Source organism: Streptomyces sp. NPDC001714 (assembly GCF_042892755.1).
Lineage (GTDB): Bacteria > Actinomycetota > Actinomycetes > Streptomycetales > Streptomycetaceae > Streptomyces.
Window position 1 is genome coordinate 292,097 of record NZ_JBIAUL010000013.1, and the last position, 18,319, is coordinate 310,415.

Below are 18,319 nucleotides of genomic sequence, written 5' to 3' on the forward strand. Positions count from 1 at the left end.
GGGCCGAAGTGCTGGCAGGGGCATGGCGCCTGTTCCATAGTTGGCGCACAGCCCTTGCACCGGATCAGCCGTGACGCGCACACCTGGGGGTCCTCCACCCATGAGCAGAGCCGAACAGCCGTCCCGCAGAACCGTTCTGGCGGCCGCCGCCTCCGTCGCGGCAGCGGCCGTGGCCGAGAGCGTGGTCCCCGCGATGCCGGCGGTCGCCGCGCCGGAGACCGACTCCGACGACACCGCCCGGACCGAGACCCGTCGGGCCCGGCACGGCCGTCCCGGTCACGGCCGGGACGGGACCCGCCCGATCGACTACCGCTCCTGGACGACCTACAGCGACTGGAAGGCCGGCACCGCCCAGGGCGTCGGCGCCGTCGCCGGGGAGCGGCCCGGTGTGGTGATCGGCACCCCGGTGGGCACCACCTCCTACACCGACCCCCACACCGGCATCACGGCCGGCTGGGAGTACGCCACCTGGACCGGCCCGGTGCACCGGCTGGCCGTCCCCGCCACCGAGACCATCGCCTCCTGGAACGCGGACACCCCGGCAGGCACCTGGATCCAGGTCGAACTGCACGGCACCTACTCCGACGGCACCGCGACGCCCTGGTACGTCATGGGCCGCTGGGCGGCCGGCGACCAGGACATCAAGCGGACCTCGGTGGACGGCCAGACCGACGGCAAGAGCACCATCTGGACCGACACCTTCGCCGTCGACGACGCCAGCACCGGCCTGCGCCTCACCTCGTACCAGCTGCGCCTGACCCTCTACCGGAAGCCGGGCACCAAGCTCACCCCGACCGTCTGGCGGCTCGGCGCCATGGGCTCCGACATCCCGGACCGCTTCACCGTCCCGGCCTCCACCCCGGGCCTGGCCCAGGAACTCAAGGTCCCCCGCTACTCCCAGGAGATCCACAAGGGCCAGTACCCCGAGTACGACAACGGCGGCGAGGCCTGGTGCAGCCCCACCTCCTCGCAGATGATCGTCGAGTACTGGGGCGCCCGGCCCAGCGCCTCGCAGCTGGCCTGGGTCGACCCGTCCTACGCCGACCCGCAGGTCTGCTACGCGGCCCGCTACACCTACGACTACCAGTACGGGGGCTGCGGCAACTGGCCCTTCAACGCCGCCTACGCGTCGACGTACAAGGACCTCCAGGGCGTGATAACGCGACTGGCCTCGCTCACCGACCTGGAGACCCTGATCGCGGCCGGCATCCCGGCCATAACGTCACAGTCCTTCCTCGCGTCGGAGCTGACGGGTGCCGGTTACGGCACCTCCGGGCACCTGATGACCGTGATCGGCTTCACCGCGGACGGCGACGTGATCGCCAACGACCCGTTCTCGGCCGACGACGACGCGGTCCGGCGGGTCTATCAGCGGCGGGAGTTCGAGAACATCTGGCTGCGGACCAAGCGGTACAACGCCAGCGGCAAGGTCGTCTCCGGCACCGGAGGTGTCTGCTACCTGTACTTCCCGTCCTGCCCGACCTCGGCCCAGCTCAAGGCGCTCGCGGCGGTCGGCGTGCGCTGACCTGGTACGACACCGGCACGACAGCGGCCCCTGGCATCCCGGGGGCCGCTCTCCTGTGACCAAGCTCTCCGTCGCAAAAGCCGCAATCAATGGCATGGTGGACGTCATGACCACGCACTCCGCCACCGCTGCCCGCGCCCGTACCGGCGGCCCCCGGGACGACGGCCCGAAGGTTCTGGAACACGTCATGGGCTGGACCCTGGTCGTGGTCATCGCCATGTTGGTGACTCAACTCGGTCTGCTGTGACCTGAACTGACATACTGCGGATGTCCCGCAGCCCGTTGAGACCAGGGTCGAAATTGAATATCAGTCAACAGCGTGCCGCCGCCCGTCCCAGGGCGCGCGGCACCGAGCGCTCCGTGGCTCGTCGTGCCGAACTCATCGCCATCGGGCGGAAGTTGTTCGCCGACACCTCGTACGACGCGCTCTCCATGGACGACATCGCAAAGCAGGCGCATGTCGCCAAAGGGCTGATCTACTACTACTTCCAGTCAAAGCGCGGCTACTACCTGGCGATCATCCAGGACTCCGTCGCCGACCTGGTCACCTACGCCGCGAGCGGCCTGGAGCTGCCCCAGGTGGACCGCGTTCACCGGACCATCGACAGCTACCTGCGCTACGCCGAGCACCACCAGGCCGCCTACCGCACGATCGTCAGCGGCGGTGTCGGCTTCGACACCGAGGTGCATGCCATCCGGGACGGGGTGCGCGAGGCGATCGTCGCGACCATCGCCGAGGGTGCCTACGGCCGCACCGACATCGCCCCGCTCGCCAGGGTCGGTCTGCTCGCCTGGCTGTGCAGCGTGGAGGGCATCACCCTCGACTGGATCGACCGGCCCGAACTCTCCCGCGAGACCATGTGCGAGCTGCTGGTCAAGACGCTCGGCGGCACCCTGCGCGCCATCGAGGAACTGGACCCGGCCTATCGGGCCCCGGCCCCGGCGCGCCGGGACACCTGACGCACCGGGCCGGCCCGCCCGCGGGGTCCCGCCGGACGGGCCCGTGGGGCGGAGGGCTCGTGGTTCCCCCGCCCCAGGCCCCGTGACCGGGGTCAGTTGATGGCCTTGATCAGCTCACCGTTGGCGGTGTCGCCGCTCAGCTCCCAGAAGAAGGTGCCGCCCAGGCCCTGCTGGTTCTTGTAGGTCATCTTGGTCGCGATGGTCGCCGGGGTGTCGTAGCTCCACCAGTCGCTGCCGCACTTCGCGTACGCCGTGCCGCCCACCGTGCCGGTCGCCGGGCACTTGGTCTTGAGCACCTTGTAGTCGTCGATGCCCTGCTCGTACGTCCCCGCCGCCGGACCGGTCGCCGAGCCGCCGGGCGCCGCCTGGGTGACGCCGGTCCAGCCACGGCCGTAGAAGCCGATGCCGAGCAGCAGCTTGGCGGCCGGGATGCCGAGGCCCCTGAGCTTCGCAATGGTCGCCGAGGTGTAGAAGTTCGCCGTCGGGATGCCCGAGTAGGAGTTCAGCGGCGAGTGCGGGGCCGTCGGCCCGGTCGAGGCCCAGGCGCCGAAGTAGTCGTACGTCATCGGGTTGTACCAGTCGACGTACTGCGCCGCGCCCGCGTAGTCGGCCGCGTCGATCTTGCCGCCGCTGGTGGCGTCGGCGGTGATCGCCGCCGTGACGAGCGAGCTGCTGCCGAACTTCGCGCGCAGCGCCGCCATCACCTTCCGGAACGCGTCCCGGCCGCTGGTGTCGCAGGTGTTCCCGCAGGCGTTCGGGTACTCCCAGTCGATGTCGATGCCGTCGAAGACGCCCGCCCACTTGGAGTTCTTCACCAGGTCGTAGCAGGACTGGGCGAAGGCGGTGGGGTTCCTGGCGGCCTCGCCGAAGCCGCTCGACCAGGTCCAGCCGCCGAAGGACCAGAGGATCTTGAGGTTCGGGTGCTTCTTCTTCAGCTTCAGGAGCTGGTTGAAGTTGCCCCGCAGCGGCTGGTCCCAGGTGTCCGCGACGCCGTCCACGGACTCGGCGGCGGTGTAGGTGCGGTCGGTCGCCGCGTACGAGTCGCCCATCGCGCACTTGCCGCCGGTGACGTTGCCGAAGGCGTAGTTGATGTGGGTGAGCTTCGCGGCCGAGCCGGAGGTCTCGACGTTCTTGACCAGGTACTTGCGGTCGTAGGTACCCCATTCCGTGAAGTAGCCGACGACCTTGGAGCCGGCCTTCACCTGGGGAGCGGACGGGGCGGCCGCGGAGGCGGTGCCCGCGCCGGCCAGCAGCCCGGCGCCGAGCACGGCGCAACAGGCGGCGGAGAGCAGCGCCCGGAACCGGGAGCGGTGGGAGGTGTGCATCGGGTGTCTCCTCCTGGGGGAGAGGGGAACGATCGCCGATTGGCATGAACGCGGTAAAGCGTTGGTCATGAACCCTAGGAGGACTAGACCAGTCAGGTCAATGGTTCGGACCAATTTCGCGGGTTCGGAATGTTGGCCTGGATTTCCTGAAGTAAGCGGTCGTTAACTGGTGACGAGAGGTCCCCGATCGGGCATACTCACTGCGCAGCCGCAGGTCAGCAGCTTCCGAGACCCGGAACGCCGACCTCGGCCGCATCCGCACGACAGGCGGAGCCGCCCCTATCCACGGGCCGTGACCGCTGTTGCCCGACAGGGAGGAGACCGACGCCATGTCCGACCGCGACCCGCAGCCGGTGGAGCGTCAACTGCCCACGGACGAGGCGAGGGACCTGCTCGCGCTGGTCCGGGAGATCGCCCGGCGTGAGATCGCGCCGAAGGCGGCCGACGAGGAGGACGCCGGGCGCTTCCCGCGCGAGGTCTTCACCCTGCTCTCCGAGTCAGGCCTGCTCGGCCTGCCCTACGACTCCGAGTACGGCGGCGGCGAGCAGCCCTACGAGGTCTACCTCCAGGTCCTGGAGGAACTGGCCGCGGCCCGCCTGACCGTCGGCCTCGGCGTCAGCGTGCACACCCTCGCGAGCTACGCGCTCGCCGCCTACGGCACCAAGCAGCAGCAGGTCGAGCACCTGCCCGCGATACTCGGCGGCGGCCTGCTCGGCGCCTACTGCCTCTCCGAGCCGGCCTCCGGTTCGGACGCCGCCTCCCTGCGCACCAGGGCCGTCCGGGACGGCGACTCCTGGGTGATCAACGGCACCAAGGCCTGGATCACGCACGGCGGCATCGCCGACTTCTACACGGTCATGGCCCGCACCGGCGCCGAGGGCTCGCACGGGATCACCGCCTTCCTGGTCCCCGGTGACGCCGAGGGCCTCAGCGGCGCGGTGCCCGAGAAGAAGATGGGCATGAAGGGGTCGCCCACCGCCCAGGTCCACTTCGACGACGTCCGGGTCCCCGACGACCGCCGCCTCGGCGAGGAGGGCCAGGGCTTCGCCATCGCCCTCTCCGCCCTGGACTCCGGGCGGCTCGGCATCGCTGCCTGCGCGATCGGCCTGGCCCAGGCGGCCCTGGACGAGGCGGTCGGCTATGCCACCGGACGACGGCAGTTCGGCCACCCCATCGCGGACTTCCAGGGCCTGCGCTTCATGATCGCCGACATGGCCACCCAGATCGAGGCCGGCCGGGCCCTGTACCTCGCGGCGGCCCGGCTGCGCGACGCGGGCCGGCCGTTCGCCAAGCAGGCCGCCATGGCCAAGCTGCACTGCACCGACACCGCGATGAAGGTCACCACCGACGCCGTCCAGATACTCGGCGGCTACGGCTACACCGCGGACTTCCCGGTCGAGCGCTACATGCGCGAGGCCAAGGTCCTGCAGATCGTCGAGGGCACCAACCAGATCCAGCGGATGGTCATCGCCCGTCATGTGGCGGGGCCGGAAAGTCGCTGAACTCGCTGAACTGCCCGCGGGTGACCGTCGGCGCCGCCAGCCTGACCCACTCCGGGTCGTGGCGGCCCGGCAGGGCGCGGCCCCGGTCGGCCCAGGTCCGCATCAGATCGCGGTAGATGGGGGGATCCTGCGGCGGGGGCGGCGGAAGCGTCGCCGCGGGCGGGGGCACGAAGATCCGGCGCTGACGGCCGAGGGCGGTGTATGTGGTCGTCATGCCAGGCCAACGCAGGGGCGGCCGCCCTGGTCACCGATCCCCCGAATCGTGCGTGAGTTCGTGGACGTCCGCTCCCGGATCTGGCCTCCACCTGTTTTCTGACGTACCGTCAGCCGGACCGTCTTCAGCCTCCGGGGAGGCCCGCCATGGCCGACGACCGTCCCGTACCGCTCGACGAGTACCCCGTGCACCAGGTGCCGCTCTCGATGAAGCACGTCGCCACCGGGGACCGGAACGCCTACGACCGCTGCATCTTCCACGTCCTCGACCACGACGGCCGCGCCCTGCTCATCCTCGGCCTCGGCGTCTACCCGAACGTCGGGGTGATCGACGCCTACGCCACCCTGCGCACCGGGGACACCCTGCACGCCGTCCGCGCCTCGGACGCCCTCGGCGACGACCGGATGCGGCTCGCGGTCGGCCCGCTGCGCATCGAGGTCGAGGAACCGCTCCGGCGCTTCCGCCTGACCTGCGACGACGACGCCCTCTCCTGCGACCTCGTCTGGGCGGCCGGCTTCCCGGCCCTGTGGGAGCCGCACCACCTCCAGCGCCGGGGTGACCGGCTGACGTTGGAGGGCCGCAGGTTCGTGCAGGCCGGGGGAGTGTCCGGGGTGATCCGGGCCGGCGGCGAGGAGTTCCGGGTCGACCCGGCCGACTGGACCGGCACCCGGGACCGCAGCTGGGGCGTCCGCCCGATCCCGGGGGAGGAGCCCGGGCGGCTCGCCGAGGAGAACCCGACCGAGGGCTTCCACTGGATCTGGTGCCCGGTCCGCTTCGATGACCGCTTCCTGATGGTCATCACCCAGGAGGACGCCGACGGCCACCGCACCCTGAACGACGCCACCCTGGTCCGCCCCGGCGACCGTGACCGCCAACTCGGCTGGCCGCACACCGAGATCGCCTACCGCTCCGGCACCCGCCACCCCGAGCGTGCCGTCGTCCACCTCGGCGACCCGCGCAAGCCCCAGGAGCTGGAGGTGGAGATCCTCACCTCCTCGCCGCTCGCCGTCGGCGCCGGCTACCCACCGGCGGACGACTGGCAGCACGGCACCTGGCAGGGCCGCGGATGGGTGGACCGCCGTACCTACGACCTGACCGCACCGCACCCCCGCGCGGCCTACGGCGTCACCGACCACTCCGCCCGCTTCCGCCTGGACGGGCGGACCGGCCACGGCATCTTCGAGCACGGCTCGTTCGGCAGACACGATCCCAGCGGATTCACCGGCTTCGACTCGGTGGCGCCCTGAAGGAGGAGGCCGGGATGACGGCGAAACCGCGCCCACGCACCACCACGCGCGACCCGGAGGACCTCACGCGCCGGCTGACCGCCTGGCTGGACACCCGTCTGCCCGGCGCCAAGGCCGTCGGCGTCACGGTCCCCGCCTCCAACGGCATGTCCAGCGAGACCCTGCTCTTCGAGATCGAGCACGCCGAACCCCCGTTGCGCGCCTGCGCGTTGAGGCTGGCGGCGGATCCGTCGGCGTACACGGTCTTCCCGTCGTACGACCTCACCCGCCAGTACCGCACCATGCGGCTGGTCGCCGACCACACGGACCTGCCCGTGCCGCGTGTCCTGTGGCTGGAGGAGGACCCCGAACCGCTCGGCGCGCCCTTCTTCGTGATGGAGCGGGTCGCGGGGCGCGTTCCGCCCGACGTCATGCCCTACACGTACGAGGGGAACTGGCTGCACGCGGCGACCGACGCGGAACGCGAGCACCTCGAAGCCGTCTCCGTCGCCCTGTTGGCCCGGCTGCACGACCAAGTCCCGTCGGCCGAGACCGAGTTCCTCGCGTTGCCGGGGGACGGCGACGCCCTGCACCGGCATGTCGAGTCCCAGCGGCGCTACTACGACTGGGTGGTGGACGGACTCGCCCGCTCACCCCTGATCGAGGCGGCCTTCGACCGGCTGGCGGACCTGTGGCCGCGCGAGCCCGGCACATCCGTCCTCAACTGGGGCGACGCCCGCATCGGGAACGTCGTCTACGACGGCTTCGAGCCCGTCGCCGTCCTCGACTGGGAGATGGCGGCACCGGCCCCGCGCGAGGTGGACCTCGGCTGGACCGTCTACCTGCACCGCTTCTTCCAGGACCTCACGGCCGCCGCCGGACAGCGGGGACTGCCCGCGTTCCTGCGCCGCGACCGCGTCGAGGCCCGCTACGCCCGCCTGACCGGCCACACCCCGCGGGACATGGACTTCTACACCCTGTACGCCGCCCTGCGGCACGCGATCGTCATGCTGCGCATCGCCTACCGGCAGGTGTACTTCGGTGAGGTCGCCGTCCCTGCGGATCCGGACACACTGATCCTGCACCACGGCAGTCTGCGCGCCATGGTGCAGGGCAGCTACTGGGAGGCGGTGCGGTGACTCAGGCGGCCTGACGGTCGAGGGCGTAGCCGCCGGGGCGCGGCGCCGGTACGCGCATCGGGCGCGAGCCCGGGCCGCCGACGTGCGAGAAGGGCTGCGTCCGCCAGTTCAGACCCTGCGGGAGGGTGAGCAGGAGGGCGGTGTCCTGCTCCTGCGGCTCGGCCGACTCGTCCGCGGACGGGGCGTCGTCCGCCGCGCGGCCCGTACCGGCACAGACCGTGAGGCCGAACGGGTTCCACGGCGAGGCGCACAGCGCGTGCTCCGGCAGGAACTCCTCGTCCGCCAGCAGCGCGATGGACTGCGCGCAGTCCGGGCAGATCACCCGGAACATCTCGAAGGTGTCGTAGGCGTCCAGTTCCTCGGCCTCGTAGAGGTCGGGTTCGACGCCCTCCGGCTCGGGCTGGACCACCAACTGCGGGCGCTTGGACGTGGAACGACCAGGGCGCTTAAGACTCTGCATGGGTAACTCCCCCTCGGGCTGGGCCGTTACGGCGCTGCGGCCTCGACCACAGCAAGCACTTCCCGTCCGATCAAGGCGGTAATCACGAGACCATCACGGAGCCCGTTCGAGGGCTGTGGCGTTCGTCACATGCCGCACGCAGGTGCCCGCTGCGGTGGATTTGTCCGTCGGACGGTTCACAGCCGACGCTCCGTGACATCACAAACCGGCCATGACCTGGGCCGCTGAGCTATCCGAGGAGATCAGGCGCACTGTAGCTTTTGCGCCATGGAGGAGCTGGACCGTCAAATCGTGCAGCTGCTCGTCAAGGACGGGCGGATGAGCTACACGGACCTGGGCAAGGCCACGGGTCTGTCCACGTCGGCCGTGCACCAGCGGGTGCGCCGGCTGGAACAGCGTGGCGTCATCCGCGGCTACGCCGCGGTCGTCGACCCGGAGGCCGTAGGGCTGCCCATGACGGCGTTCATCTCGGTGAAACCGTTCGACCCGAGCGCCCCCGACGACATCGCGGACCGCCTGGCCGGTGTCCCCGAGATCGAGGCGTGCCACAGCGTGGCGGGCGACGAGAACTACATCCTCAAGGTGCGGGTGGCGACCCCGCACGAACTGGAGGAGCTGCTGGCCAGGCTGCGCAGCCTGGCGGGGGTGTCGACACGGACCACGGTGGTGCTGTCGACGCCGTACGAGGCACGTCCACCGAAGATCTGAACGCCGCGCCTGCCGCAGTCGTCGTGCCTGCTGCCGCTGCCGCTGCCGCTGCCGCTGCCGCTGCCGCTGGGACTGACACCGCCGTGGGCAGTCGTTCCGCAGGGCGGAACGGGTGGGCACGGCCGACAGCGCCGGGTGCCCTTGGGACATGGTCCGGGTGTCGGCTGCAGGTGGTTCGTGGCCGGTCGCGCAGTTCCTCCCCCAGCCTTCGGCCGGGGGTACCCCCAGCGCCCCGTCGGGGGCGCGTTCGGGTGCCCCTCGTTCGGAGTGATCGGCATGAGGGGCGAGACTGGTCCCCATGAGTGAGCGCGCCCCCGAGCCCAAGACCGTCCTTCTCCGCCGCGGCGAGGTCCACAGTCCCGCCGATCCGTTCGCGACCGCGATGGTCGTGGAGCGGGGGCAGGTCGCCTGGGTCGGTTCCGAGGGGGCCGCCGACGCCTTCGCGGACGGGGTCGACGAGGTCGTCGACCTGGACGGGGCTCTGGTCACGCCCGCCTTCACGGACGCCCACGTCCACACCACCTCGACGGGCCTCGCCCTGACCGGCCTCGACCTGTCCGGGGCCGGTTCCCTGGACGCGGCCCTGGCACTGGTACGGGACTTCGCCGCCGCCCGCCCCGACGACCAGGTCCTGCTCGGGCACGGCTGGGACGCCGCCCGCTGGGCCGGCGGCCGCCCGCCGACCCGCGCCGAGCTGGACGCGGCCACCTGTGGCCGCCCGCTCTATCTCTCCCGTATCGACGTCCACTCGGCGGTCGTCACCACGGCCCTGCTGGATTCGGTCCCGGGCGCGGTCCCGCGCCAGGACGCCCCGCTCACCGGCGACGCCCACCACGCCGTACGGGCCGCCGCGTTCGCGGCCGTGACGCCCGCCCAGCGTGCCGAGGCCCAGCGCACCGCCCTCGCGCACGCGGCCTCCCTCGGCATCGGCACCGTGCACGAGTGCGGCGGGCCGAAGATCTCCTCCGAGGACGACTTCACCGGCCTGCTGCGGCTCGCCGCCGAGGTGCCCGGACCGCGGGTCGTCGGCTACTGGGCCGAGGAGGACGCCGAGAAGGCCCGCCGGCTGGGGGCGCTCGGTGCCGCCGGCGACCTGTTCGTCGACGGCGCCCTCGGCTCCCACACCGCCTGCCTGCACGAGCCGTACGCCGACGCGGGCCACACCGGTGCCGGCTACCTGGACGCGGACGCCGTCGCCGCCCATGTCACGGCCTGCACCGAGGCGGGGCTGCAGGCCGGCTTCCACGCCATCGGCGACGCCGCCGTGACCGCCGTCGTGGAGGGCGTGCGCGCCGCCGCCGAGAAGGCCGGCCTGCCTCGGGTCCGGGCCGCCCGGCACCGCGTCGAGCACGCCGAGATGCTCACCCCCGAGCACATCGCCGGCTTCGCCGAACTCGGTCTGATCGCCTCGGTGCAGCCCGCCTTCGACGCGCTGTGGGGCGGCGCGGACGGCATGTACGCCCAGCGGCTCGGCGCCGAGCGGGCCCGCACCCTCAACCCGTTCGCCGCCCTCCTCAAGGCCGGGGTCCCGCTCGCCTTCGGCTCCGACAGTCCCGTCACCCCGCTCGGCCCCTGGGGGACCGTCCGGGCCGCCGCCTTCCACCACACGCCCGAGCACCGGGTCTCCGTACGCGCCGCGTTCACCGCCCACACCCGCGGCGGCTGGCGCGCGATCGGCCGGGACGACGCGGGCGTCCTGGTGCCGGGCGCGCCCGCCGACTACGCGGTCTGGCGCACCGACGAGCTGGTGGTGCAGGCGCCGGACGACCGGGTCGCCCGCTGGTCCACCGACCCGCGCTCCGGCACCCCCGGCCTGCCCGACCTAACTCCCGGCCGCGAGCTGCCGGTCTGTCTGCGCACCGTGGTGGGCGGCCGGACCGTGTTCGTACGACCGGGCGAGTGACCTCCCGCATTCGTACGGCCGGGCGAGTGATCTCCCGGGGTGGCGCGGCCGTGATCGACGGCCGCCGTCCCGTCGCGCGACCTGCGCATCCTCCGCGCTGACCAGGGGTTTGGTGTTGTTTCCGCAGGTCAAACGGCTGTTGACAGCCAGCGGCAGCGGGCCGGTAGGTTCGGCGGAGTCCACCACCGGACGCCCGACCGGGGAGCAGTTCGCGCACTTGTCGCAGCGCCGCTGGGTCAGGGACGGTGTCCCGCACCGGGGCACCGTCACTGGGAGCCAGGCTCAGCGCCCGCGCCGACGAGGGAACGTTCCAGCCGGTCGGGAGGTGTGACCCGGGTGGGGCCCGGACGCTCAGTAGACAACGGCTTTCGGTAGACCCGCAGCCAGCGGGTCCCAGGTCGGCCCGAAGGGCGCCGGGCCCCCATCCGCAGGGGAACAGGGTGACGAAAGAGCGTATGACCGCCACCCGAAACGGGCATCCTTACCCCGTTCTTGCGGAATCGACACCACCATACGAATGAGCCGTCGCGTCAGTGCAGGCCGCGGCCACTATGGTGGTCCCCTGCGTACGACATGAAGGGGCAGCAGTGAACGACGGCGACGGGACCCTCGCGGCCAAGGCCCAGGGGAGGCGGTTCGGCCCGCTCGGCACGGCCTTGGTGATCATTCCCACGTACAACGAGGCGGAGAACATCAAGTCCATCGTCGGCCGGGTGCGCCAGGCCGTCCCCGAGGCGCATGTGCTGGTGGCGGACGACAACAGCCCCGACGGCACGGGCAAGCTCGCCGACGAACTGGCCGCCGAGGACGACCATGTCCACGTGCTGCACCGCAAGGGCAAGGAAGGCCTCGGCGCCGCCTACCTCGCGGGCTTCCGCTGGGGCATGGACAACGGTTACGGCGTGCTCGTCGAGATGGACGCCGACGGCTCCCACCAGCCGGAGGAACTGCCCCGGCTGCTGACCGCGCTCAAGGGCGCCGACCTGGTGCTCGGCTCCCGCTGGGTGGCCGGCGGCCGGGTGGTCAACTGGCCGAAGTCCCGTGAGTTCATCTCCCGGGGCGGCTCCCTGTACTCCCGGCTCGCCCTCGACCTGCCCCTCCGGGACATCACCGGCGGGTACCGCGCCTTCCGCCGCGAGACCCTGGAGGGACTGGGGCTCGACGAGGTCGCCTCGCAGGGCTACTGCTTCCAGGTGGACCTGGCCCGCCGCGCGGTCAAGGCCGGCTTCCAGGTCGTCGAGGTGCCCATCACCTTCGTCGAGCGCGAGTTCGGCGACTCCAAGATGAGCCGCGACATCCTGGTCGAGGCGCTCTGGCGGGTCACCTCGTGGGGCGTCACCGAGCGGGTGGGCAGGATCACCGGCAAGGGCAAGCCGTCCTAGCGGACGCCCGGGAACCTCACAGTTCCGGTTGATCATCCCCTTATGCCGCACTGAGCCGGGCCCAGGCACACTGGGTGCATGACGACTGGCGCGCAGACCCCTCCGTACACCACCCGGCCCCGGCGCTCCCGGCTCGGCAGATACCTGCCGCTGGGTCTCGCGGCGTGGCTGGTGCTGGAGATCTGGCTGCTGACGGTGGTCGCGGGCGCGGCGGGCGGCATGACCGTGTTCCTGCTGCTGGTGGCGGGCTTCGTCGCCGGCTCCGTGGTCATCAAGCGGGCCGGCCGGCGCGCCTTCCAGAGCCTCAACGAGGCGATCCAGCGCGGCGGCTCCCCGGAGCGTGGCGGCGGCAACGGCCTGATGATGCTGGGCGGCCTGCTCCTCATGATCCCCGGCCTGGTCTCCGACGCCCTCGGTCTGCTGCTCCTGCTGCCCCCGGTCCAGAAGGCGGTCTCCCGCCTCACGGAACGCACTCTCGACCGCAGGCTCCGCGCCGCCGCCCCCGGCACCCTGGGCAACGCCTTCCAGCAGGCCCGCATGCACCGCCCGGACGGCAAGGTGGTCCAGGGCGAGGTGATCCGGAACGAGGGCCCCCGGTCGGGGGACGAGCCGACGGGGGAGCGCCCGCCGCTGACGCGGTGATGATCATTTGCCGCCCGGTGCCCACGGATGATCCGAGGGCGCCGGGCGTGGCAACGACCGAGGGCGCCGTACGTTCACGGAACGTACGGCGCCCTCGGTGGTTGTGTGTCGGCTTCCGTTACACGGAACTACACGGAACTATGCGGACTTGCGGCTGTCCCTGGGATGAATCGCGATGTTCATCGCCCCGGAACGCAGAACCGCCAGACGCTCCTCAAGGACCTCTTCGAGCTCCTCACGGGTGCGCCGCTCCATCAGCATGTCCCAGTGGGTACGCGCGGGCTTGGCCTTCTTCTCTTCAGGGCCGTCGCCGTCCACGAGGAGTGCTGGGGCCCCGCAGACCTTGCACTCCCACTCCGGCGGGATCTCCGCCTCGACCGAGAAGGGCATCTCGAACCGGTGCCCCTTCTCGCATGCGTACTCCACGGCCTGGCGCGGGGCCAGGTCGATACCGCGGTCCGTCTCGTAGCTGGTCACCACGAGGCGCGTACCGCGAAGAGCTCGCTCACTCATGAATCGTGCCTCCCGGGCTTGTCGCCCACAGGACAGGTGTCGCTGTCGTCGTCATCCGGTCAACGTCCGGTCGGCGGTAAAGATTCCCGTTCCGGGTCATGCGTCGCCGTCGTAGCCGCCCCTTGTTGTACCCACCAGCGCCCGGTTTGTCACATCTGCTAACAGATGTCACCCAGCGTTTCGGCATCTTTGACGCGCAGTAACGGTACGCCTGGCAGGCCAAACGCGTACACTACCGCCCTTCCGCGTTGAACGCTAAATCTTCTGCGGAACCGGGTTGCCGGCCTCGCCGATCGCCCGTCGCACCGGCACCCGCGCGAGCAGCGCGAACCCGATGACGAAGAAGGCCACCAGCGAGATGATCGCCGAGCGGTAGCTCCCGGTCAGCTGGTAGGTGATCCCGAACAACAACGGTCCCAGCCAGCTCATCCCCCGATCGCTCATCTCGTACGCCGCGAAGTACTCGGCTTCTTTTCCGGGCGGTACGAGATGGGAGAACAGGGAGCGGGACAGGGCCTGGCTGCCGCCGAGGACGAGACCGATGCCGGCTGCGAGGGCGAAGAACCACACGGGTGCCTTGGCCGGCAGGAAGTAACCGGCCGCCAGCGTCACCGTCCACGCCACCAGCGACCCCAGGATCGTGCGTTTCGCCCCGTACGTCCTGGCCAGCCGACCCATCGTCAGGGCGCCCGCCACCGCCAGCACCTGCACCATCAGGACGGCACCGATGAGCGTCGACTGGCCGAGCCCGAGCTCCTCGGAGCCGTAGACGGACGCCTGGGAGATCACGGTCTGGATGCCGTCGTTGTAGATGAGGTACGCCAGCAGGAAGGAGAGCGTCAGCGGATGGCGGCGCATGTCCCGGGCGGTCGCCGCGAGTTGACGCAGCCCCGGCGCCGTCGCCTCGGCTGCCCGGCCGCCCCGGTCGCGCAGCCGCCGCAGCGGTACGAGGGTGAAGGCGCCCCACCACAGGCCCGCCCCGGCCAGGCAGATGCGGACCGCCTCGGTCTCGGAGAGGCCGAAGGAGTCGTGTGCGGAGTAGAGGACCAGGTTGACGATCAGTACCAGTGAGCCGGCCACGTAGCCGAAGGCCCAGCCCCGGGCGGAGATGGTGTCGCGTTCCTCGGGTGGGGCGATCTGGGGGAGGTAGGAGTTGTAGAGCATCAGGGCGACGGACTGGGCGGCGTTCGCGACGATCAGCAGCAGCCCGCCGAGCAGGTAGCGGTCGCCGTCCAGGAAGAACATGCCCGTCGTCGCCGCGGCCCCGCTGTACGCGGCCACGCCGAGCAGCTGCTTCTTGCGGCCGGTGCGGTCGGCCGCGCTGCCCACCAGGGGCATCAGCACGACCGCGAGGATCACCGACAGGGAGACCGAGTAGGCGAAGAAGGAGCCCGCCCGGACCGGGATGCCGAGCGGGTGCACATAGCCGTCGGCATCCGCTGCGTGGTCGGCGACCGAGGTGAGGTACGGGCCGAGGAACACGGTGAGGACGCTCGTCGAGTAGACCGAGCACGCCCAGTCGTAGAAGTACCAGCCGCGCTGTTCGCGCCGCAGCTCGGTGGCCTCGTCCAAGACCCCCGTCCGCACGGTTTCGGTGCCCACCCGTGCCCTTGCCTCTCCCGCAGCAGTACCGCCCGCGCGCCTCAGAACCAGACGCCGCGCTTCTGCATGACCTCACGCAACGTGTCGATGTGATCGGTCATGATGCCATCGACTCCCAGGTCCAGGAGCCGGTGCATCCGCTCGGGTTCGTTGATGGTCCAGACGTGGACGTGCAGCCCGCGCGCGTGGGCGGCGCGCACGAAGCGCCGGTCGACCACCGGGACCCCCGACTGCGACTCGGGTACCTGGGCGGCCACCGCCGACCGGCGCACCGACGCGGGCAGCCCCCAGGAGCGCAGCCGCAGCCCGACCACCCCGCGGGTGCCGAACGAGGTCGCCAGGCGCGGCCCGGCCAGCCGCTGCGCCCGCAGCACCCGTGCCTCCGAGAACGAGCCGACGCAGACCCGGTCGTAGGAGTCCGTCCTCTCGATCAGGTCGAGCAGCGGCCGCAGGGCCGGCTCCGCCTTGGCGTCCACGTTCCAGCGGACGTCCGGGAACTCCTCGAGCAGCTCCTCGAAGAGGGGGAGCGGCTCGCGGCCCGCCACGCGCGCCTGCCGTACGTCCTCCCACGGCAGGTCGGCGATCCGGCCGGCCCCGTCGGTGACCCGGTCCAGGGTGTCGTCGTGGAAGGCGACGAGCCGGCCGTCCGCCGTGGCGTGCACATCGGTCTCGATGTACCGGTAGCCGAGTTCGACCGCGCGCCGGAACTGCGCCACGGTGTTCTCCAGGCCGTCCGCGGCCCCGCCCCGATGGGCGAAGGCGATGGGGCCGGGGTGGTCCAGGTACGGGTGGCGTGTCAGCGTGCTCACGGACGCAGTATGGCGCGCTCGGGTGACCCCACGGCAACGACCGTGCTGCCCGCGGATGCCGCCGGGACGGCGAACACCTTCAGGAACAGCTGTGCGAGAGGGCCGATGGACACGGCGTAGAGCAGCGTGCCGGCTCCGACCGTCCCGCCGAGCGCGAACCCGGTGACGACCACCGCGACCTCGATCGCCGTCCGGATGAGCCGGATCGAACGGCCGGTGCGCCGGTGCAGCCCGGTCATCAGACCGTCCCGGGGGCCGGCCCCGAAGCTCGCCGCGATGTACAGGCCGGTCGCCGCCCCGTTGAGCACGATGCCGGCCGCCATCAGCGCAATCCGCACGGCCAACGCGTGGGCCTCGGGGAGGGCGGCCAGTGCGGCGTTCATGGCGAGCCCGATGACGAAGACGTTGGAGACCGTGCCGAGGCCCGGCCGCTGGCGCAGCGGGATCCACAGGAGCAGCACGGCCGCCCCCACGATGATCGACACCGTGCCGATGCTCAGCCCGGTGTGCCCGGCGAGCCCCTGGTGCAGCACGCCCCAGGGCTCAAGCCCGAGGCCCGCCTCGACGAGCAGCGCGGAACTCACGCCGTACAGCGCGAGCCCCGCGTAGAGCTGGACCAACCGTCGCCCGAGACGGCCTTGCGTGGACAAGCGATACCCCCTGAGGCAAAAGGACGGAAAAGGTGGCGGTGGATAAGGTGGACCGACCCGTGTCACTCTGTGGCTTGGAGGGGAAAGCCATCCATGGCCAATTCGGGGAAGGTGGACTGATTCGCATGGCGCAGTGGACCTCGGCGGTGGGGGCCGCGCAGCTCGCCCGGCTGCTCAACTCGCAGCAGGACCGCCCGGCCGGCCCCGGCACCCGGCGTCCGCCGGCCTATCGCGCCCTCGCCGACGGCATCCGCCTGCTGGTCCTGGAGGGCCGCGTGCCGGTCGCGGCCCGGCTGCCCGCCGAACGCGAACTGGCCCTCGCCCTGTCCGTCAGCCGTACGACGGTGGCGGCGGCGTACGAGGCGCTGCGCGTGGAGGGCTTCCTGGAGTCCCGTCGGGGGGCGGGAAGCTGGACCGCGGTCCCGGCGGGCAACCCGCTCCCGGCCCGCGGCCTGGAACCGCTGCCCCCCGAGGCGCTCGGCTCGGTGATCGACCTGGGCTGCGCCGCTCTGCCGGCCCCCGAGCCGTGGCTGACCCGCGCGGTCCAGGGCGCCCTGGAGGAACTCCCCCCGTACGCCCACACCCACGGCGACTACCCGGCCGGGCTCCCCGTCCTCCGGTCGATGATCGCCGAGCGCTACACGGCACGCGGGATCCCCACCATGCCCGAGCAGATCATGGTCACGACCGGTGCGATGGGCGCGATCGACGCGATCTGCCACCTCTTCGGCGGCCGCGGCGAGCGCATCGCCGTCGAGTCGCCGTCGTACGCCAACATCCTCCAGCTGATGCGGGAGGCGGGCGCCCGGCTGGTGCCGGTGGCGATGGCCGAGGGGCTGGACGGCTGGGACGTGGACCGCTGGCGCCAGGTCCTGCGCGAGGCGGCGCCCCGCATCGCGTACGTGGTCGCCGACTTCCACAACCCCACCGGGGCGCTCGCCGACGACGACCAGCGGCGCCGGCTGGTGGACGCGGCCCGCTCGGCGGGCACGGTGCTGGTCGCCGACGAGACGATGAGCGAGCTGTGGCTGGACGACGACGTGGAGATGCCCCGCCCGGTGTGCGGCTTCGACCCGGCGGGCTCCACCGTCATCACCGTCGGCTCCGCCAGCAAGGCGTTCTGGGCGGGCATGCGCATCGGCTGGGTACGGGCGGCTCCGGACGTGATCCGCAGCCTGGTCGCCGCGCGGGCCTACGCCGACCTGGGCACGCCGGTGCTGGAGCAGTTGGCGGTGAACTGGCTGTTCAGCACGGGGGGCTGGGCCCAGGCCGTCGACCTGCGCAGGGCCCAGGCCCGCGAGAACCGGGACGCCCTGGTGTCGGCGGTCCGCCGGGAGCTGCCGACCTGGGAGTTCGAGGTGCCGAAGGGCGGCCTGACGCTCTGGGTACGGGCGGGGGGACTGTCCGGCTCCCGGCTGGCCGAGGCGGGAGAGCGGGTGGGGGTCCGCGTCCCGTCCGGTCCGCGGTTCGGGGTCGACGGGGCCTTCGAGGGTTATGTACGCCTTCCGTTCACCGTGGGGGGAGCGGTCGCGGAGGAGGCGGCGGTGCGGTTGGCCGCGGCGGCGCGGTTGGTGGAGTCGGGGGCTACCGGGGGGAACGGCGAGGCTCCGCGGACGTTTGTGGCGTAGCGGCGGGTCGTCGTTCGGCCGCGGCTGGGCGGGGGCCGGTCGCGCAGTTCCTCCGCCAGCCTTCGGCCGGGGGTACCCCCGGCGCCCCTTACGGGGCGCTTCGCCCGTCGCTTCTCCTCAGCCGCGGGCAG

General features: G+C 71.7%; 18 protein-coding genes. 11 read left to right on the plus strand and 7 right to left on the minus strand.

Translation table 11 applies throughout. From position 1 onward, the window contains the following. The first annotated feature begins 100 nt into the window (after positions 1 to 100). The 3 genes from ACFY0P_RS31770 (at position 101) to ACFY0P_RS31780 (ending at position 2,485) form a co-directional block, all read left to right on the plus strand. A complete protein-coding gene (locus ACFY0P_RS31770; protein ID WP_388920700.1) occupies positions 101 to 1,525 on the plus strand; it encodes a peptidase C39 family protein in 1,425 nt (474 codons plus the stop codon). Positions 1,526 to 1,631: 106 nt separating this feature from the next. After that, complete coding sequence (locus ACFY0P_RS31775) at positions 1,632 to 1,772, plus strand: SCO1431 family membrane protein (protein ID WP_388920703.1); 141 nt, start codon at positions 1,632 to 1,634, stop codon at positions 1,770 to 1,772. A gap of 53 nt (positions 1,773 to 1,825) precedes the next feature. Beyond that, positions 1,826 to 2,485 carry a TetR/AcrR family transcriptional regulator gene (locus tag ACFY0P_RS31780; protein WP_388920706.1) on the plus strand — a complete coding sequence of 220 codons (660 nt, stop codon included), beginning with the start codon at positions 1,826 to 1,828 and terminating at the stop codon, positions 2,483 to 2,485. A 92-nt stretch (positions 2,486 to 2,577) separates the two neighbouring features. Here the strand turns inward: ACFY0P_RS31780 and ACFY0P_RS31785 are convergent, their stop codons facing one another. Continuing rightward, complete coding sequence (locus ACFY0P_RS31785) at positions 2,578 to 3,810, minus strand: glycoside hydrolase family 18 protein (RefSeq protein WP_388920709.1); 1,233 nt, start codon at positions 3,808 to 3,810, stop codon at positions 2,578 to 2,580. Positions 3,811 to 4,139: 329 nt separating this feature from the next. Here ACFY0P_RS31785 and ACFY0P_RS31790 point away from each other — a divergent pair, with 329 nt between their 5' ends. Then, a complete protein-coding gene (locus ACFY0P_RS31790; protein ID WP_388920712.1) occupies positions 4,140 to 5,312 on the plus strand; it encodes an acyl-CoA dehydrogenase family protein in 1,173 nt (390 codons plus the stop codon). Here the strand turns inward: ACFY0P_RS31790 and ACFY0P_RS31795 are convergent. Then, positions 5,275 to 5,526 carry a hypothetical protein gene (locus ACFY0P_RS31795; protein ID WP_388920715.1) on the minus strand — a complete coding sequence of 84 codons (252 nt, stop codon included), beginning with the start codon at positions 5,524 to 5,526 and terminating at the stop codon, positions 5,275 to 5,277. The genes ACFY0P_RS31790 and ACFY0P_RS31795 overlap by 38 nt on opposite strands. A 146-nt stretch (positions 5,527 to 5,672) precedes the next feature. On the opposite strand from ACFY0P_RS31795, the gene ACFY0P_RS31800 reads away from it, so the two are divergent. Together ACFY0P_RS31800 and ACFY0P_RS31805 are read left to right on the plus strand one after the other, a co-directional pair. Next, complete coding sequence (locus tag ACFY0P_RS31800; protein ID WP_388920718.1) at positions 5,673 to 6,773, plus strand: hypothetical protein; 1,101 nt, start codon at positions 5,673 to 5,675, stop codon at positions 6,771 to 6,773. A gap of 14 nt (positions 6,774 to 6,787) precedes the next feature. After that, positions 6,788 to 7,891: a phosphotransferase family protein gene (locus tag ACFY0P_RS31805; protein WP_388920721.1), complete on the plus strand. Its 1,104-nt coding sequence runs from the start codon at positions 6,788 to 6,790 to the stop codon at positions 7,889 to 7,891. Between the two features lies 1 nt (position 7,892). On the opposite strand, the gene ACFY0P_RS31810 is transcribed toward ACFY0P_RS31805, so the two are convergent. Next, the gene (locus ACFY0P_RS31810) at positions 7,893 to 8,351 is read right to left on the minus strand and encodes a hypothetical protein (protein WP_388920723.1); all 459 of its coding nucleotides are present in this window, start codon (positions 8,349 to 8,351) and stop codon (positions 7,893 to 7,895) included. A gap of 267 nt (positions 8,352 to 8,618) precedes the next feature. On the opposite strand from ACFY0P_RS31810, the gene ACFY0P_RS31815 reads away from it, so the two are divergent. The 4 genes from ACFY0P_RS31815 to fxsA all read left to right on the plus strand — a co-directional run bounded on the left by ACFY0P_RS31815 (position 8,619) and on the right by fxsA (position 12,986). Next, positions 8,619 to 9,059, plus strand: coding sequence for an Lrp/AsnC family transcriptional regulator (locus tag ACFY0P_RS31815; RefSeq protein ID WP_066997022.1), 441 nt, complete (start codon positions 8,619 to 8,621; stop codon positions 9,057 to 9,059). 298 nt (positions 9,060 to 9,357) lie between these two features. Next, positions 9,358 to 10,962 (plus strand): amidohydrolase, encoded by a 1,605-nt coding sequence (locus ACFY0P_RS31820; RefSeq protein WP_388920726.1) that lies wholly within the window; start codon positions 9,358 to 9,360, stop codon positions 10,960 to 10,962. A gap of 587 nt (positions 10,963 to 11,549) precedes the next feature. After that, complete coding sequence (locus ACFY0P_RS31825) at positions 11,550 to 12,344, plus strand: polyprenol monophosphomannose synthase (protein ID WP_388920729.1); 795 nt, start codon at positions 11,550 to 11,552, stop codon at positions 12,342 to 12,344. Positions 12,345 to 12,422: 78 nt separating this feature from the next. Continuing rightward, on the plus strand, positions 12,423 to 12,986 hold the full coding sequence (gene fxsA / locus ACFY0P_RS31830; RefSeq protein ID WP_388920732.1) for an FxsA family membrane protein: 564 nt from the start codon (positions 12,423 to 12,425) through the stop codon (positions 12,984 to 12,986). A 138-nt stretch (positions 12,987 to 13,124) separates the two neighbouring features. Here the strand turns inward: fxsA and ACFY0P_RS31835 are convergent, their stop codons facing one another. From ACFY0P_RS31835 to ACFY0P_RS31850, 4 genes are all read right to left on the minus strand, one after another. Beyond that, entirely contained in the window at positions 13,125 to 13,499 is a 375-nt protein-coding gene (locus ACFY0P_RS31835) for an RNA polymerase-binding protein RbpA (protein WP_351492306.1), read from the minus strand. Positions 13,500 to 13,754: 255 nt separating this feature from the next. Then, positions 13,755 to 15,101, minus strand: coding sequence for an MFS transporter (locus tag ACFY0P_RS31840; protein WP_388920735.1), 1,347 nt, complete (start codon positions 15,099 to 15,101; stop codon positions 13,755 to 13,757). 41 nt (positions 15,102 to 15,142) lie between these two features. Then, complete coding sequence (locus ACFY0P_RS31845; RefSeq protein ID WP_388920738.1) at positions 15,143 to 15,910, minus strand: glycerophosphodiester phosphodiesterase; 768 nt, start codon at positions 15,908 to 15,910, stop codon at positions 15,143 to 15,145. Next, positions 15,907 to 16,560 (minus strand): YitT family protein, encoded by a 654-nt coding sequence (locus tag ACFY0P_RS31850; RefSeq protein WP_388920741.1) that lies wholly within the window; start codon positions 16,558 to 16,560, stop codon positions 15,907 to 15,909. The genes ACFY0P_RS31845 and ACFY0P_RS31850 overlap by 4 nt, the downstream gene beginning before the upstream one ends. A 125-nt stretch (positions 16,561 to 16,685) precedes the next feature. Here ACFY0P_RS31850 and ACFY0P_RS31855 point away from each other — a divergent pair, with 125 nt between their 5' ends. Further along, positions 16,686 to 18,188, plus strand: a complete 1,503-nt coding sequence (locus ACFY0P_RS31855; RefSeq protein ID WP_388920744.1) for a PLP-dependent aminotransferase family protein — start codon at positions 16,686 to 16,688, stop codon at positions 18,186 to 18,188. Positions 18,189 to 18,319 lie beyond the last annotated feature (131 nt).